The organism is Oricola cellulosilytica (assembly GCF_019966575.1).
Lineage (GTDB): Bacteria > Pseudomonadota > Alphaproteobacteria > Rhizobiales > Rhizobiaceae > Oricola > Oricola cellulosilytica.
This window is the reverse complement of the sequence record NZ_JAINFK010000002.1, coordinates 586,824-602,545: the sequence shown is the minus strand read 5'-3', so window position 1 is coordinate 602,545 and position 15,722 is coordinate 586,824. Positions and strand designations below refer to the sequence as shown.

13 protein-coding genes and 1 tRNA gene are annotated in these 15,722 nt (G+C 61.2%); 13 read left to right on the top strand and 1 reads right to left on the bottom strand.

All coding sequences use genetic code 11. The features are described from left to right. Window positions 1–74: 74 nt before the first annotated feature. Entirely contained in the window at window positions 75–887 is an 813-nt protein-coding gene (locus LC298_RS07510) for a DUF1499 domain-containing protein (protein ID WP_131571590.1), read from the top strand. On the opposite strand, the gene LC298_RS07505 is transcribed toward LC298_RS07510, so the two are convergent. Continuing rightward, a complete protein-coding gene (locus tag LC298_RS07505) occupies window positions 884–1,792 on the bottom strand; it encodes an MBL fold metallo-hydrolase (RefSeq protein WP_131571594.1) in 909 nt (302 codons plus the stop codon). The genes LC298_RS07510 and LC298_RS07505 overlap by 4 nt on opposite strands. Window positions 1,793–1,913: 121 nt before the next feature. Between LC298_RS07505 and LC298_RS07500 the strand changes: the two genes are divergently transcribed. The 12 genes from LC298_RS07500 (at window position 1,914) to LC298_RS07445 (ending at window position 15,721) form a co-directional block, all read left to right on the top strand. Then, entirely contained in the window at window positions 1,914–2,501 is a 588-nt protein-coding gene (locus LC298_RS07500) for a biotin transporter BioY (protein ID WP_131571597.1), read from the top strand. Window positions 2,502–2,590: 89 nt separating this feature from the next. Beyond that, the gene (gene puuE / locus LC298_RS07495; RefSeq protein WP_131571600.1) at window positions 2,591–3,514 is read left to right on the top strand and encodes an allantoinase PuuE; all 924 of its coding nucleotides are present in this window, start codon (window positions 2,591–2,593) and stop codon (window positions 3,512–3,514) included. Between the two features lie 3 nt (window positions 3,515–3,517). Beyond that, window positions 3,518–4,045 (top strand): ureidoglycolate lyase, encoded by a 528-nt coding sequence (locus LC298_RS07490; RefSeq protein ID WP_131571602.1) that lies wholly within the window; start codon window positions 3,518–3,520, stop codon window positions 4,043–4,045. Next, the gene (xdhA, locus tag LC298_RS07485; protein ID WP_131571605.1) at window positions 4,045–5,460 is read left to right on the top strand and encodes a xanthine dehydrogenase small subunit; all 1,416 of its coding nucleotides are present in this window, start codon (window positions 4,045–4,047) and stop codon (window positions 5,458–5,460) included. The genes LC298_RS07490 and xdhA overlap by 1 nt, the downstream gene beginning before the upstream one ends. Further along, the gene (gene xdhB / locus LC298_RS07480; protein ID WP_131571608.1) at window positions 5,457–7,793 is read left to right on the top strand and encodes a xanthine dehydrogenase molybdopterin binding subunit; all 2,337 of its coding nucleotides are present in this window, start codon (window positions 5,457–5,459) and stop codon (window positions 7,791–7,793) included. Before xdhA ends, xdhB begins: the two co-directional genes overlap by 4 nt. Beyond that, window positions 7,790–8,302, top strand: a complete 513-nt coding sequence (gene uraD / locus LC298_RS07475; protein ID WP_131571611.1) for a 2-oxo-4-hydroxy-4-carboxy-5-ureidoimidazoline decarboxylase — start codon at window positions 7,790–7,792, stop codon at window positions 8,300–8,302. Before xdhB ends, uraD begins: the two co-directional genes overlap by 4 nt. Window positions 8,303–8,304: 2 nt before the next feature. Continuing rightward, a complete protein-coding gene (gene uraH, locus LC298_RS07470; protein WP_131571614.1) occupies window positions 8,305–8,670 on the top strand; it encodes a hydroxyisourate hydrolase in 366 nt (121 codons plus the stop codon). Between the two features lie 119 nt (window positions 8,671–8,789). Continuing rightward, a complete protein-coding gene (locus tag LC298_RS07465) occupies window positions 8,790–10,619 on the top strand; it encodes a type I secretion system permease/ATPase (RefSeq protein WP_223385581.1) in 1,830 nt (609 codons plus the stop codon). Between the two features lie 27 nt (window positions 10,620–10,646). After that, complete coding sequence (locus LC298_RS07460) at window positions 10,647–11,978, top strand: HlyD family type I secretion periplasmic adaptor subunit (protein WP_131571616.1); 1,332 nt, start codon at window positions 10,647–10,649, stop codon at window positions 11,976–11,978. Between the two features lie 564 nt (window positions 11,979–12,542). Next, window positions 12,543–12,617 (top strand) — tRNA-Gln (locus LC298_RS07455). Between the two features lie 258 nt (window positions 12,618–12,875). Continuing rightward, the gene (locus LC298_RS07450; protein ID WP_131571684.1) at window positions 12,876–14,309 is read left to right on the top strand and encodes a phosphomannomutase; all 1,434 of its coding nucleotides are present in this window, start codon (window positions 12,876–12,878) and stop codon (window positions 14,307–14,309) included. After that, window positions 14,306–15,721 carry a mannose-1-phosphate guanylyltransferase/mannose-6-phosphate isomerase gene (locus LC298_RS07445; protein ID WP_131571619.1) on the top strand — a complete coding sequence of 472 codons (1,416 nt, stop codon included), beginning with the start codon at window positions 14,306–14,308 and terminating at the stop codon, window positions 15,719–15,721. The genes LC298_RS07450 and LC298_RS07445 overlap by 4 nt, the downstream gene beginning before the upstream one ends. The last annotated feature ends 1 nt before the right edge of the window (window position 15,722 follow it).

Genomic DNA, 15,722 nt, shown 5'->3' with positions numbered 1-15,722 from the left:
GGGCGTCCGGCTGAAGTGTCCCCTGGATGACGATTGGCTTTGCACGCGGTTACGTTTCGCGCTAACCGCTTGCCATGGTCTTCGCCCGATCCAGACGATACCGCGAACCGCTCTATCTGCGCCGGCTGCCGTCGCGGCCGCGTTCGCGGACGGCGTTCTGGGCATTGCGTTTCGCCGCCTTCGCACCCCTTCTGGCCTTGGTCTCCATTTTTGCGCTGAGAACTGGCATTGCCGACACGTCCGTGTTTCTTGTTCTGGGAGCATGCGTCCTGGCGGCGGCCCTCGCCGGACTGATTCTGATCGCCGCCGCCCTCCAAAGCTTGTGGTCGCGGGGGACCAGGGGTGGCCGCGCGGTCATATGGGCGATCTTCTTGTCGGTGCTGACATTCGCGCCCTTCGCGGCCGGCGGCTTTCTTTGGACTGCGCGGCCTCGGCAGGCGGAGGTTTCGACGGACCTCGTCGACCCGCCGCTTTTCGCTTCGGAAACGCGAAACATGTCGGGCGCATCACCGGCGGTTGTCGCAGCAACGCTCAAGGATGGATATCCGGGATTGACTGGCCGACGCTATCGCGCGGCGCCCGACGCGATCCACAAGACGGTGACAGAGGTGGCGCAGACGTTCGGATGGACCCTGCAGTCAAGCGTTGGACGCATTGGCACCGATGACGAGCTCGTTCTAGAGTTTGCGTCGCAGGCTCCCGTAATCGGCATCCCCGGACAAACCGTTCTGCGTGTGACCGACGAGGGGGAGACGAGCTATCTCGACATTCGCTCGCGCACCCCTGGGGTGCCGCATGATCTGGGCTGGAACGCGCTTCTCGTCGAGCGCTTCCTGAGCCGGTTGGATTTTGAGTTGGTCGGAATCGTCAAGGCGGATCCGGCCTAAGCAGGGGCGAACACCCCATCAATGGCCGCGGGGCCGTCCGTCACTACCAGCCCGCGGGAGACCAGATCTTCCAGATGGGCCAGCACCGAAAGGGCGGCTGCGCCATGCAGGCGCGGATCGGTGTCGCGGTAAATCTCCGCTACCATATTTGCAATCGTCCGGTCGCCTTTGCGGATACGTTCGAGAACGGCCCGTTCGCGCATTTTTCGGTGCGCCTTCAGTGCTCGGACGAACTTGTCCGGCTTCGCGACCGGGCCACCGTGGCCGGGAAGGTAGCGCGCGTCGTCCCTGGCGGCGAGCCGGTCGAGCGACGCCATGTAGTCCGCCATCGCGCCGTCGGGGGGCGCAACAATGGAGGTCGCCCAGGCCATAACGTGGTCCGCCGAAAACAGTGTGCCGGTTCCCTCTAACGCGAACGCGAGATGATTGGCCGTGTGCCCTGGGGTGGCGATGGCCTCGATTGCCCATTCGCCGGTATCGATGCGGTCGCCGTCGGCAAGACGGATGTCCGGCGCGAAGGCTGTGTCGGAAGATGCGTCGAGCGGATTGACCTCGCCGATATGCAGCGGGCGCGCTGCCCGATGCGGGCCTTCGGCAGCAACAATAGCGCCGGTGGCCTGCTTGAGTTTCGCGGCCAGCGGTGAGTGGTCGGCATGCGTGTGGCTGACGAGGATATGGCTGACCGGCCGTCCGCCGATGGTAGTGAGCAATGCGGCGAGATGGGCATCGTCATCTGGACCCGGATCGATTACCGCCAGCGTGTCGCGCCCGACGATGTAGCTGTTCGTGCCGTGGAAGGTGAAAGGCCCTGGATTGTTCACGGTCACCCGCAGGATGGCCTCTCCCGCCGGCACGGCTTCGCCATGGGCCGGCTCGAATGCGCGGTCGAAGTTCAGGTCGTCCATGGTCCGACTGGTGTCCTGTCAACATTGTGCCCATGCAGCGGCCTTGCTGACTACCAGCTTCGTCGCTATAGGCAAAGCGGCCGCCGTCTCCCGGCGCGGGTCGTCTAAACAGGGAAAAATCATGGCATATTCCACTGCTCATCAATCGCTTGTCGTGCGCGCGCTTCCGCAGGAAAAGACGCTGCGCTACGCAACCTACGCCTTTCTCGTGCTTGCCGGATCCGCGCTGATCGCCATCGCGGGTCAGGTCAAGGTTCCGATGTGGCCCGTTCCGACGACGCTGCAGACCCTGGCGATCTTCACAATCGCCGCTGCCTACGGGCGGAATCTCGCGATCGCCACGCTGCTCGCCTATCTCGCGGAAGGCGCTGTCGGCCTGCCGGTATTCACCAATGGCGGCGGACTTGGTTATTTCGCGGCCAGCGCGACGACCGGCTATCTCGCCGGCTTCGTGGTTGCTGCAGGCCTGACGGGATGGGCGGCCGACAAAGGGTTGTCACACAACGCATTCAAGCTGTTCGGCGTCAACCTGGTCGGAACGGCAATCATTCTCGTACTCGGCGCGCTGTGGATTGCCTTCCATCCGGCTTACGGGGTCGAGAAGGCTTGGGCCTGGGGCGTCGGCCCGTTCATCGTGACCGACGTGATCAAGGCGGCGCTGGCCGCTTGCCTCGTACCGGCTGTCTGGGCACTCCTCCGCCGCAAATAGTCCGGCAACCATATCTCTGAAAAAAAGCCGCGGCATCGTCCGCGGCTTTTTTACTTGCGGACGCGGTCACCGCGAGGCAATTTTCGACCATGTATTCAAAAAACGACTATCCAAGAGATATGATCGGCTACGGTCGGACACCGCCCGATCCGCAATGGCCGGAAGGCGCGAAGCTCGCCCTGCAGTTCGTCGTCAACTACGAGGAGGGCGGCGAAAGTTGCATCCTCGACGGAGATTCGACTTCCGAAAAGCTGCTGTCGGAGATCGTCGGAGCGGAGGCCTGGCCCGGGCAGCGCAATCTCAACATGGAGTCGCTTTACGAGTATGGATCGCGCGCCGGTTTCTGGCGTCTGTGGCGAATGTTCACGGGTCGGGCCATGCCGGTGACCGTTTACGGCGTGGCGACTGCGATGGCGCGCAATCCCGAGGTGGTCGCCGCGATGAATGAAGCCGGCTGGGAGATCGCGAGCCACGGCCTGCGCTGGCTGGAATACAAGGATTTCGACAAGAAGGCCGAACGCGCGCACATTCGCGAAGCGGTCCGTCTGCATACCGAAATCGCGGGCGAGCGTCCGCTCGGCATTTACCAGGGCAAACCCTCGTCCAACACTCTGGACCTCGTCATGGATGAGGGCGGCTTCGTCTATTCGGCGGACTCCTATGCCGACGAGTTGCCCTATTACGTGGATGGGCCGAAGGGACCGCATCTGATCGTCCCATATACGCTCGATGCCAACGACATGCGTTTCGCCACCGCACAGGGTTTCAATTCCGGGGACCAGTTCCTGACGTATCTGAAAGACAGCTTCGACGTTCTGCTGGCCGAGGGCCGGGACGGCGCGCCGAAGATGATGTCGGTTGGCCTTCATTGCCGGCTCGTCGGGCGGCCGGGCAGGGCGGCGGCGCTCGCACGCTTTCTCGACTACGTGCAATCGCACGAGGATGTCTGGATCGCGCGGCGGATCGAGATCGCCCGCCATTGGCTGAAGACGCACCCGGCGAAAGCGGGCTGATCCATGCGTGCCGAGGCGCTTCCCGTCCGAGCCCTGACAAAGGCCGCATTCGCGCCCTATGGAGAGGTGGTTGAAATCGCGGGCGCGGAACGCCGGCTGATCAACCAGGGCTCGACGGAGCGCTTTCATGCCTTGGCCAACGTAGACGTTGCCGATGGCGGTGGTCGGCCTATCGTGAGCATTTTTCGCGGACAACCCTTCGCACCTCCCATCGAAATTGTGATGATGGAGCGGCATCCGCTCGGCAGTCAGATGTTCTATCCGCTGTCGGACCTGTCTTTTTTGGTGATTGTCGCGCCCGATCGGGCCGGAACTCCGGGCATGCCCGAGGTTTTCATTTGTTCTGCGGGCACTGGGGTGAACTATGCGAAGAATGTCTGGCACCACCCGCTGGTTTCGCTTGGCGCGGAGAGCGATTTCCTGATCGTTGATCGTGAGGGTCCGGGGGACAATCTCGAGGAACACACCTATTCTGGCATTCGCTACCGAATTGACGCGATCGCCGGTGCAGAGGCAGAGTCAGAGGCATAATGAACGCAGAAACCAAGGCCGCTGAAGCGATCCGTTTCGTGCTGAACGGAAAAACCGTCGAGTTCGCCGTGCGCCCGGATACCACCGCGCTCGACCTCGTTCGGCTGCACGCCGGCCTGACGGGAACAAAGGAAGGCTGCGCGGAGGGCGACTGCGGCGCCTGCACGGTATTGCTTCGCCGTGGCGACGGTCCGCGCCAGGCGGCTAACGCCTGTATCATGACGGCCGCCCAGCTCGATGGAACCGAACTCACCACCGTCGAGGGTCTGAAGCACGATGGCGCCCTAACGCCGCTCCAGGACGCGATGGCGCAGAACGGTTCGTCGCAATGCGGTTTCTGCACACCCGGCATCGTCATGGCTCTCACTGGCCTAATTGAGGAAAATCCCGAGCCGGAGGAAACTGCAATCCATGACGCGCTTGCCGGCAATCTCTGCCGCTGCACCGGCTACCGGCCCATCGTCGAAGCGACGAAAGTGGCTGCGAAGGCCAAACCCGCTTCCATCGCGAGATCGGTACTTCCACCGCTCCGCAGCGAGATCGCGGTTGGTGGCTGTGTTCTGCACCAGCCGGGAGACCTCGCCGGCTTGTTGGAGCTACGCGGGAGATATCCGGACGCCGTTCTTCTTGCGGGCGGCACCGATCTCGGCGTTGCGCGGGCGGACTACCATTCCGGCTGGGACCGGATTGTGTCGACCGCCCATGTGCGCGAGCTGCGCGCAATAACGGCAACCCGTGACGAGTGGACGTTCGGCGCCGCCGTGACCTGGGAAGAAGTTCTGGCGACCGTCGCTGACGACTATCCGAGTCTTGCCACGTTGATCCGACGCTTCGGATCAACGCAGATTCGGTCGATGGGAACCATTGGCGGCAACATTGGCACGGCCAGCCCGATCGGTGACGGTCCGCCGCCGCTGATCGCGCTGGGCGCGACGATCACGCTGGCCTCGAGGGCAGACGGTGAACGCTCCATCTTGCTTGAGGACTTCTTCCTCGACTACCGCAAGACGGCGATGCGTCCCGACGAGGTGATTATCTCGGTCACGCTGCCGAGGCTGAAGGACGGTGAACTTTTTCGCGTCTACAAACTGTCGAAGCGATATGACCAGGACATATCGACTGTGTGCGGTGCGTTCTGGCTTAGAATGGAGGGCGACACAGTGAGCGAGTGTCGCATCGCCTATGGCGGCATGGCGGCGATTCCGAAGCGTGCAAAATCCAGTGAAAACAAAATCATCGGACGTCCTCTTGACTCAGAATCGACGCGTGCGGCGGTTGAGGCGCTTTCCGACGACTTCTCTCCGCTGAGCGATTGGCGCGGTTCCGCGGAGTATCGCATGAAGGCCGCCGGTGCGCTGATCCAGCGCCTGGCGCATGATGCCGCTGGTGAAACCGTGGAGGTGATGGCGCTGTGAACATCGACGTCAGATCCGTTCAGCGCGCAACGGTCGGGCGGGGCATCGCGCACGATAGCGCGAGGAAGCACGTCGCCGGCGAAGCCGACTACATCGACGACATGCCGGAACTGCCGGGTACGCTCCACGCAGCGCTGGTGACCTCCCCGGTCGCGCACGGGAAGCTCATCGCGCTCGACCCCGCGGGCGCGCTCGCGATAGAGAGCGTCGTTGCATTTTGCGGGCCCGATGATATTCCCGGCCACAACGACATCGGCCCGATCCTTCCCGGGGAGCCGCTATTTGCAAGCGAGATCGTGGACTATGTCGGCCAGCCCCTGGGGGTCGTGGCCGCCGAAACGTTCGAAGCTGCGGTAAAGGCGTCGCGAGCGGTTCATGTGGACGTCGAGGAACGCGAGCCCGTGCTCGATGTCGAGACGGCGCACGAGGCTGAAAGCTATGTGATCCCCTCTCAGACCGTCGCTGAAGGCGACGTGGAGGCCGGTCTGGCATCGGCGGAGCAGCTCATCGAGGGCCGTCTCGAAATTGGCGGTCAGGACCATTTCTACCTCGAAACCCAGATCGCCTACGCCATCCCCGGCGAAGACGGCGACATGACGGTGCATTCCTCGACGCAGCATCCGACCGAGGTGCAGCATCACGTCGCGCATGTCTTGGGCGGCCTTGCCAACTCGGTCGATGTGTTCGTTCGCCGCATGGGAGGCGGCTTTGGCGGCAAGGAAAGCCAGGCCACCATCATCGCAGCCGCGGCCGCCCTGCTGGCACGCAAGACCCGGCGTCCCGTGAAGCTGCGCCTGAAGCGGTCAGTCGACATGAGCGCGACAGGCAAGCGCCACGACATGGTGGCGACCTGGAAGGCTGGCGTCAGGAAGAACGGGCGCATCGAGGCGTTGGATATCGAATATCTCGCGCGGGCAGGCAACACACCGGACCTCACGGGTCCGGTCATTACGCGCGCGCTTACCCACAGCGACAACTCCTACTTCATTCCGGCAGCCCGCTTTGTCGGCCATGCCTGCAAGACCAACACCGTTTCGAATACCGCCTTTCGCGGCTTCGGCGGCCCGCAAGGTATAATCGCGATCGAGACCATCATCGATCAGGTAGCACGTGAATTGACGCTCGATCCGAATGTGGTACGCGCGATCAACTATTACGGTCCGGAAACCGGAGAAGTGACGCCCTACGGACAGCCGGTCGAACACAACCGTCTTGTCGAAGTGACCGAGACGATCCTAGCGACGTCCGAATGGCAGCGCCGCCGCGCCGAGATCGACGCTCACAACGCGACGTCGCCGGTTCTGCGCCGCGGCCTCGCGATGATGCCGGTGAAGTTCGGCATTTCCTTCAATCTCACCTCGCTCAATCAGGCCGGCGCGCTTGTCCATGTTTATCAGGACGGCTCGGTCCACCTGAATCATGGTGGAACCGAGATGGGGCAGGGGTTGTTCATGAAGGTTGCCCAAGTTGTGGCCGAAGTGTTCCAGGTCGACATCGAGACGGTGAAGATCACGGCGACGGCCACAGGCAAGGTGCCGAACACCAGCGCGACGGCGGCATCGACGGGTTCCGACATTAACGGAATGGCCGCCTACAATGCGGCCACGGCGATAAAGGGCCGTATGACGAATGTAGCGGCGGATCACCTCGAGGTGCCGGCGGAGGAGATCGTTTTCCGCGAGGGACGCGTTCACGCGGGCAATCGTTCGATCAGCTTTGCCGAACTGGCCAAACATACTTGGGCGGCGCGGGTGCAATTGTCTGAAGCAGGCTATTACGCCACGCCGAAAATCCACTGGGACGTTAAGACGCTCAAGGGGCGTCCATTCTTCTATTACACTTATGGCGCGGCGGTGGCGGAGGTAGCGATTGACACGCTGACCGGCGAGAGCCGCTGCCTGCGCGCCGATCTCTTGCAGGACTGTGGTGCGTCGCTGAATCCGGCGGTCGATCTCGGCCAAATCGAGGGCGCCTTCGTGCAGGGCATGGGTTGGCTGACTTGCGAAGAACTTTGGTGGGACGAAAAGGGGCGGCTTCGCACCATCGGCCCGTCGACCTACAAGATACCTGGTTCGCGAGATGTGCCGAGAGACTTCAACGTTGCGATCCTCGAAAATGCTCCGAACGGGGAGGAGACGGTGTTCCGGTCGAAAGCCGTCGGCGAACCCCCGCTGATGCTGGCGGTTTCGGTTTGGCTCGCAATTCGAGATGCGATTGCGTCCTGCGGCCAACCCGGCATCTCGCCAAAACTCAAGGCGCCGGCGACCCCAGAGCATATCCTCGAAGCAGTCGACGACATCCGGGCCCGCGGTTCGGCGACGGGCGTCGCATGAGCATTTCCCTGTGCAAACTGAATCAGGTCTCCCAAGATGAGTTCATCGACAAACTCAGCGGGATCTTTGAGCATTCGCCTTGGGTGGCGGCGGGCGCGGCTGATGAACGGCCGTTTGCGAGTGTTGACGAGCTTCATGCGGCCATGGTCGCGGCGGTCGATCGCGCTGATGAGACATTGCGACTTGGGTTGATCCGCGCGCACCCGGACCTTGCCGGAAAAGTCGCAATTGCCGGAAAACTGACGCCCGAGTCGACATCAGAGCAGAAAGGCGCCGGCCTCGACAGCCTGACGAAAGATGAATATGCCCGCTTTCATGGATTGAATCATGCCTACACGGCGCGGTTCGGATTTCCGTTCATTCTCGCAGTGCGCGGCCACGACAAGCATTCAATCATGGCCGCCTTCGAACGAAGGCTGGAAAACGACGCGGATGCCGAAATGAGGGAAGCCCTGGCCCAGATCGCCCGCATTGGCCATTTCCGGCTAAACGATCTGGTAGAGGAGTAGCAATGGCCGGAAAACTCTCGACACATGTGCTCGACACCGCAAACGGACATCCCGCCGCCGGAATGCGCCTGACGCTCTACAAGGCTTCGCCTGGCGCAGAGAAGCTGGAGGTGGTGAAGAGTGTGGTCACCAACGCCGATGGCCGGACTGTCGATCCGCTGCTCGCAACCGGCGAAATCGAGAAGGGCACCTACGAGATCCATTTCGAGGTAGCTGCATATTATGCCCACCGACCCGGCGCGAACACTTCCGACGCGCCATTTCTGGACACCGTTCCGGTTCGCTTCACCATCGGCGATCCGGAAGCGGGATACCATGTGCCGCTTTTGGTCACACCATGGAGCTACGCTACATACAGGGGAAGCTGACCGAGACTGGCCTGCAAAAACTGAATTCAGCCTAGCGCCTCGCTCCGAGAGTCGTAAAATGGCGCCGAGACCCGATACCGCATGATTCGACGGCCTGAGGGCCATTGCCTGGAATCTCGATGACGCCATCACCAAATGCGAAAATGCGGCGCGCATTCGTCGAAATTGGCGTTTTCTCCTTCTTCACGAACATCCTGCTGCTCGTCATGCCGCTGTATATGCTGCAGGTTTACGATCGCGTCCTGCCGTCATCGAGTCTCGACACGCTCGCATTCATTACAATTTTGGCAGTGGGAGCGCTCGGACTCCTTGCTGTCCTCGAGGTTGTCCGGGGAATTTACGCAAATAGAATTGCGGCCACGCTGGACATTGCCCATAGCCGCCAGGCCTTGCAGGCGGCCATGGAATCGTCACGCGCGAGCCTGGGCGATATCCAGTCCATGAGAGATCTTTCCACCGTGCGCGCTTTCATCGGGTCCCGATCGGTCTTCGTGTTGTTCGACCTTCCGTTCGCCCCGTTGTTCATCGCATTGCTCTGGCTGGTCCATCCGCTGCTGTTCGGGATCACAACCGGCGGCGCGGTGCTTTTGGCGACAATTGCGTTCTTGAATCAGAAGGCGACGGCGTCGGACATAAAATCGGCCTCCGAACGGGCCATCGCGGAGATGATCACCGCGCAATCGTTTACAAGAAACGCGGAGACACTCCGTGCAATGGGAATGATGGACAACGCGTTGAAGGCCTGGGCGACACATCACGTGGCCTCACTCGCGGCGAACGACAGCATAGCCCGCACGAATTCCCTCTTTACGGGATTATCGCGGTTTGTTCGCATGGGCCTGCAGATCGGCGTATTGGGAGTCGGGGGGTGGTTGGTGCTTCGTGGCGAGATGACCGCCGGAATGATCTTCGCATCTTCGATAATTGCCGGGCGCGGTCTTCAGCCCATTGATCAGATCACGGGAAGCTGGCGTCAGATAACCGACGTGAGAGGCAGTTGGCGGCGGTTTTCCGACACTGCCGGAACGCTCCCGAAGCCCCGCAACTATACGGAACTTCCGCCGCCCGAAGGCCGGCTGGACCTTGAAAATCTCGTGTACTTCGCGCCGAATGCCACGTCCGGAAGCGAACCGGTCCTGAAACGAGTTACCGTGCATGTTCCTGCCGCGTCCGTCATCGGTATCGTCGGGCCGAGCGGAGCGGGAAAGTCAACACTGGCGCGGCTGATGGTTGGCGCTGTCAGGCCATCGGCCGGAGTGGTACGGATCGATGGCGCGGACATTCGGAACTGGGATCCGAACTTGCTTGGCCGCCATATCGGGTATCTGCCGCAAGAGGTTGAAATATTGCCCGGTACAATTGCGCAGAACATCGCCCGTTTTAATCCAGCCGCGGATGGCGCCGCAATACTTGAGGCTGCACGGCGCGCCCATGTCCACGATCTGATTCAGTCGATGCCGGCCGGCTACGATACCGTGATCGGACCGGCCGGCGTGACCTTGTCGGGCGGCCAACGCCAGAGGATCGGCCTTGCAAGGGCTTTCTACGGCGATCCGCGAATTCTGGTCCTCGACGAACCGAATTCCAATCTCGACGATGCCGGAGACGCAGCCCTCAACAAGGCAGTCGAGGAAGCGCGCAAGAACGGCACGACCGTCCTTTTGATCACGCAGCGGACCCTGCCTGCCCAGATGTTGGACAGCCTGTTGGTTCTCAATGACGGGAAGCTGGACGATTTCGGCCCTCATGAAGAGGTATTGGAACGCCAACAGAGAAAACTTGCCGGTCAATCCGGGCCGCGCATCATTGCCGGTCGAGGAAACGAGGAAGGCGCGAACCGTTCGGTGCCCGAGCCCAGTAGCAGTGCGATATCGCCGCGCAAAAAGTCGCCGTTTGCCTCGTACGGCCCCGGCCTTCGTCCGCTGAAACGGGGTAACGACACGGAGTGATATCGGTGTTGCAGATGGGTATCCACGATGCTTGAAGCCGGAAGAGTTCAGCCGGAAGACTGGGCGCGGGACGTCAGGACCGGAACCGTCCGCATTGCCGGTCTCGGCTATCTCGCGCTTGTGCTCTTTGCCGCAGGATTCGGCTACTGGGCTGCAACCGTTCCGTTGTCAGGTGCGGCCATCGCAAGTGGAATCATCGCTGCTGCGGGCCAGAACCAAGCCGTCCAGCATCTGGAGGGGGGAATAATTCGGAAAATCAACATTCGCGAAGGAGAACTCGTCAAGGCGGGTGACCCGCTATTCACGTTGGACGACACGCGGCAGAGGGCGGTCGTCAACTCGCTCGCAAGCCAGCTGATAAGTCTTCGCGCACGCAAGGCGCGTCTGGAGGCGCAGCGCGATCGGGCGCCGCGAATTGCTTTCCCAGAGGAATTCGTTGCCCGGGCCGAAGGCTATGGTCTGGAAAGAGTGCTCAAGGAGCAGCAAGACGAGTACGCGGCCCGCCTCGACCGATACACCTCGGAGATCGCAATCTTGCAGCAGCGTGCCGCGGCGTCGGAGCAGGTGATAAAGGGTCTACAAAGCCAGCTGCGCTCGCTGCGTGAGCAGCTGGGCGTTGTAGAGGAAGAGACCGCTCGCAAGAAAGAATTGCTCCAGCAAGGCCTTACCAATCGTTCTGAATACACTGCCTTGCTTCGCACTCAATCGGATCTCGTAGGACAGATCGGGGCAATCTCTGCGCAGATTGAAGAGGCGCGGTCCCGTATCACCGAGGCCAAGGAACAGCTTGTCAGGCAGGAAACACGATGGGTGGAGTCCACCCTTACTGAACTGAATGAAGTTTCCGCTGGGATAACGGAGACCGAAGAAGAAATGAGGGCGGCGGAAGATGTGGCGTCCCGTTTGACCGTGCGTGCGCCGTCCGATGGGGCTGTCATTCGAATCTATCACAATTCACCTGGCAGCGTGGTTCGACCGGGCGAGAAGTTGGCTGATCTACTGCCGACAAACTCCGAACTCATCGTGGAAGCACGTCTGGACATTTCCGACATAGATTTGGTGCGGATCGGACAGCACGCCGAGCTGCGCTTCATCGCGTTGAATGCCCGCACTACGCCGCAAGTTTCTGGAACCGTGGCATTCGTTTCGCCCGATCGCTCCGTGGACCAATCGACACAACAGGCATTTTACGTCGCCCGTCTGCGTATCAATGAAGATCTGCCTCCGGAAATAAAACGTGATCAGATCTATCCCGGAATGCCTGTGGAGGCCTTTATATCGACCGGCGAACGGACCTTTTTCGAGTATCTGGTGAAACCGATGATGGATTCTTTCAGTCGTGCCTTTCGGGAGGAATAGCAGAGTTCTTGGGCTGTTCAGCCACGTAGGTTGAGCGAGTGGGTGGGGCGGATGATCCCGGATCGCCGAACCGGGCTAAGTCGGTTGACTCCGCTTCGCCGTCACGCAGGAACGCACCGACGGGCTAGATCGCACGCAGAACCGGGTTGATCCCGAAATCTGATCCGGGCTATCGGGTGGGCGTTATTCGGATCGCGTATTCCGAGAATTGCAGCGCTCACCGGAACTCCCATCACAGCATGATGGTCACGAGCGGCGGTCTCCGCGTTTCAGGCGCCGCCGGTTTCATACGTTCGCAACGGTTGTCTGCGGCAACTGGAAAGAAAGAACTGAAGGAAACGATGTGAAAGGAGTCGATTGCCGGCGGCAATACGACGGTTACGAACCGTGCGGCATTTACAGCATTTGTGTCCGAAACCCAATGCCCGCCAAAGAGCCTTGACACGAAAATGCGGCGCCTATACCGGCTGGTCAGCGGTACGACGCTGCGATTGGTTGATCCGAAGCAAGTCGGTTTTCATGGTGGCAATGCAAGTGCGATCGGAAAAAGCCGCGAAACGGAATTGGGGCGTAGCCAAGCGGTAAGGCAGCGGTTTTTGGTACCGCCATGCGCTGGTTCGAATCCAGCCGCCCCAGCCAGACATCCACCGCATCAGTTCAATTCGTATTCCATTCGCGTTCACCAACATGCTGCCCACGGTCAGAAAAGACGAGCGGTCCCATTGGATGTCGCTCTAACTTCCTGGATACAGAGTTCTGCGGGCTCGGTAGACAGGTTCTCTGCCCAGCGTAGATTGTCGGTCAACCCGTAGGAATTGTGGACTTAAAGAAAGTAGGTTGGAATTGCGTGGATGTTCCTTTAGTGGCCAATGACATCGGAACGAAGGTGCCATGGCAATCTCGAACACATCACTGAAATTTGGCACTAGCGGCCTTCGCGGGCTGGCGGTCGAGTTGGCTTCCGGGCCGGCTTACGACTACACGGCCGCGTTCCTCGGCACCGTGGCCGGCCGCGGCGAGATTCGCCGCGGCGGCACGGTTTGTATTGGACGTGATTTGCGGGACTCGAGCCCCGAAATCGCCGCGCTCTGCATGGAGGCGATAACCGATTCCGGCTTTTCTCCCGCCGATTGCGGTGCGCTGCCCACGCCGGCACTGAGCCTTTATGCAATGAACCTGGGCGCGCCGGCTATCATGGTCACCGGCAGTCACATTCCGGCCGATCGCAATGGGCTGAAATTCTATCGGGCGATGGGCGAAATCGACAAGGTTGACGAACAGGCTATCGTCGCTTGCTGTCAGCAGATGAGCGGGAACCGGCCACAGGGCGCCGGCAGGGCTCGGGAGATCGGCCCGCAGACATTGGAATCCTATCGGGCGCGTTACGCTCAGTTTCTGGAACCTCGCGCGCTTTCCGGTCTGAAGGTCGGCGTCTATCAGCATTCTTCCGTCGCGCGCGACCTGATTATCGATATCCTTTCCGACCTTGGTGCCGAAACCCGCCCTCTGGGCCGGTCGGACCATTTTGTTCCCGTTGATACCGAGGCGCTGGCGCCTGAGGACCGTGAACGACTTGCCGGCTGGGTCCGCGATGGCGGCTTCGATGCTATCGTATCGACGGACGGCGATGCCGATCGTCCTTTGATCGCCGATGAGCTAGGGCGGTTTGTGCGCGGCGATCTGGTCGGCGCCATCACCGCGTACTGGCTGGGTGCTGACTGCATTGTTGTCCCTGTCACCGCCAATTCGGCCCTCGAGGCCTGCAGTCGCTTCGGCAAGGTGATCCGCACGCGTGTCGGGTCCCCCTATGTCATTGCCGGCATGAACGAGGCCGTCCAGGGCGGTGCGGCTTGCGTTGTCGGCTTCGAGGCGAATGGCGGCGTATTGCTTGGCACCCCGGTAGTCAGGTGCGGACGCGCCCTTGCGGCACTGCCGACTCGCGACGCCATGTTGCCGGTCCTGGCTTGTTTGAGCGTGGTTACAGAGCGCGGCAAGCCACTATCCATCGCTGCATCAGAGTTCGGCTTTCGAACCGCCCTCAGCGACCGTCTTCAGGACGTTCGCCCTAAGGTCAGCGCCGCCTTTCTGGCCAGCCTTGGCGAGGGCGAGGGGCTCGGGACGCTCGTTCAGCATTGCGGGCCGGTCACATATTGTGACCGGACAGATGGCGTCCGTTTAATTATGGGATCGGGCAGCGTCGTCCACTACCGCCCATCGGGCAATGCGCCCGAATTGAGATGTTATGTCGAGGCGCCGGATTACGACGAGGCGAGCCGGCTGTTGGCGGGCGGCATCGCTCTGGCACGAGAATTTGCAAGCGGAGAACAATGACACTTGTACCGGTTATCATCAGCGGCGGCGCCGGCTCCAGGCTCTGGCCCCTATCGCGGGAAATGCATCCGAAGCCCTTCATCGAACTGCCCGATGGCGGCACGCTGATCGGCCGGACCTACCGACGCGCGGCAGCGATCGACGGTGTCGGCGAGATAGTGACCGTGACGAACCGCGAGTTCCTGTTCCTGACGGCTGATGCCTACGACGAGGCGCCTGTAGCCGGGACGCGCAATACCTATCTGCTCGAACCGGTCGGGCGCGATACCGCCGCCGCGGTCGCCCTGGCTTCGGTTCACGCGGCCGAGGCCTGGGGCGACGACGCGATTCTGCTCGTTCTGCCGGCCGATCATCTGGTTGCTGACGAAGGGGCGTTCCGTTCTGCTGTTTCGAGAGCCGCGGAATTGGCGCGATCGGGAAAGATCGTGACCTTCGGCATCGTGCCTGAACGGGCCGAAACAGGTTTTGGGTATATCGAAGTCGACGGCGAAACCGTTCTGCGCTTTGTCGAAAAACCGGATTTTGCTACCGCGGAGGAATATCTAGCGAGCGGGCGTCATTTCTGGAATTCCGGCATGTTCTGCTTTCGCGCCGGGACGATGCTGCAGGCGATGGCCACCTATTGTCCGGAAATCCTTGAGCACGTGAAACCGGCAGTGGCCGAGGCTCGCAACGGAAGGCACGGCGACCACGCGACACGCGAAGTTGTCCGGGAACATTTCGCCGCGACGCCGGCAATCTCTCTCGATTATGCCGTTATGGAAAAAGCTGAAGATATCGCTTGCGTCCCGGTTTCCTGCGGCTGGTCCGATATTGGTTCTTGGGCCGCGATGGCCGAACTCGTGGCGGCGGACGCGGATGGCAACCGTGCGACCGGAGATGTGGTGCTGGAGGAGGCTACCGATTGCTTCGTACATTCGGAAGACCGCCTCGTTGGACTCGTCGGCGTCTCTGATCTTCTCGTCATTGACACGCCTGACGCACTGCTCGTTTCCCGCAAAGACAAGGCTCAACATGTAAAATCCGTCTTCGCCCGCCTAAAGGCGCAGGGACATGAGGTGTCGAAGCTTCACCGCAGAGCCCATCGCCCGTGGGGCACCTATACGGTGCTGGAGGAAGGCGATCGCTTCAAGATCAAGCGCATAGAGGTCAAGCCCGGGCATCGCCTGAGCCTTCAGGCCCACCATCACCGTGCGGAGCATTGGGTCGTGGTTTCGGGCACCGCCAAGGTCGTGAACGGGGACCAAGAGATTCTTCTGTCTACAAATCAATCGACCTACATTCCCTGCGGCCACAGGCACCGCCTGGAAAATCCGGGCATTCTACCCCTGGTGCTCATCGAGGTGCAGAGTGGGGAATATCTGGGCGAGGATGATATTGTGCGGTTTCAGGACGTCTACGGACGGTCGTGAC

Coding starts and splice junctions, on each gene's coding strand:
- LC298_RS07510 (WP_131571590.1), top strand. CDS start 75: ATGGTCTTCGCCCGATCCAGACGATACCGCGAACCGCTCTATCTGCGC.
- LC298_RS07505 (WP_131571594.1), bottom strand. CDS start 1,792: ATGGACGACCTGAACTTCGACCGCGCATTCGAGCCGGCCCATGGCGAA.
- LC298_RS07500 (WP_131571597.1), top strand. CDS start 1,914: ATGGCATATTCCACTGCTCATCAATCGCTTGTCGTGCGCGCGCTTCCG.
- puuE (WP_131571600.1), top strand. CDS start 2,591: ATGTATTCAAAAAACGACTATCCAAGAGATATGATCGGCTACGGTCGG.
- LC298_RS07490 (WP_131571602.1), top strand. CDS start 3,518: ATGCGTGCCGAGGCGCTTCCCGTCCGAGCCCTGACAAAGGCCGCATTC.
- xdhA (WP_131571605.1), top strand. CDS start 4,045: ATGAACGCAGAAACCAAGGCCGCTGAAGCGATCCGTTTCGTGCTGAAC.
- uraD (WP_131571611.1), top strand. CDS start 7,790: ATGAGCATTTCCCTGTGCAAACTGAATCAGGTCTCCCAAGATGAGTTC.
- uraH (WP_131571614.1), top strand. CDS start 8,305: ATGGCCGGAAAACTCTCGACACATGTGCTCGACACCGCAAACGGACAT.
- LC298_RS07465 (WP_223385581.1), top strand. CDS start 8,790: ATGACGCCATCACCAAATGCGAAAATGCGGCGCGCATTCGTCGAAATT.
- LC298_RS07460 (WP_131571616.1), top strand. CDS start 10,647: ATGCTTGAAGCCGGAAGAGTTCAGCCGGAAGACTGGGCGCGGGACGTC.
- LC298_RS07445 (WP_131571619.1), top strand. CDS start 14,306: ATGACACTTGTACCGGTTATCATCAGCGGCGGCGCCGGCTCCAGGCTC.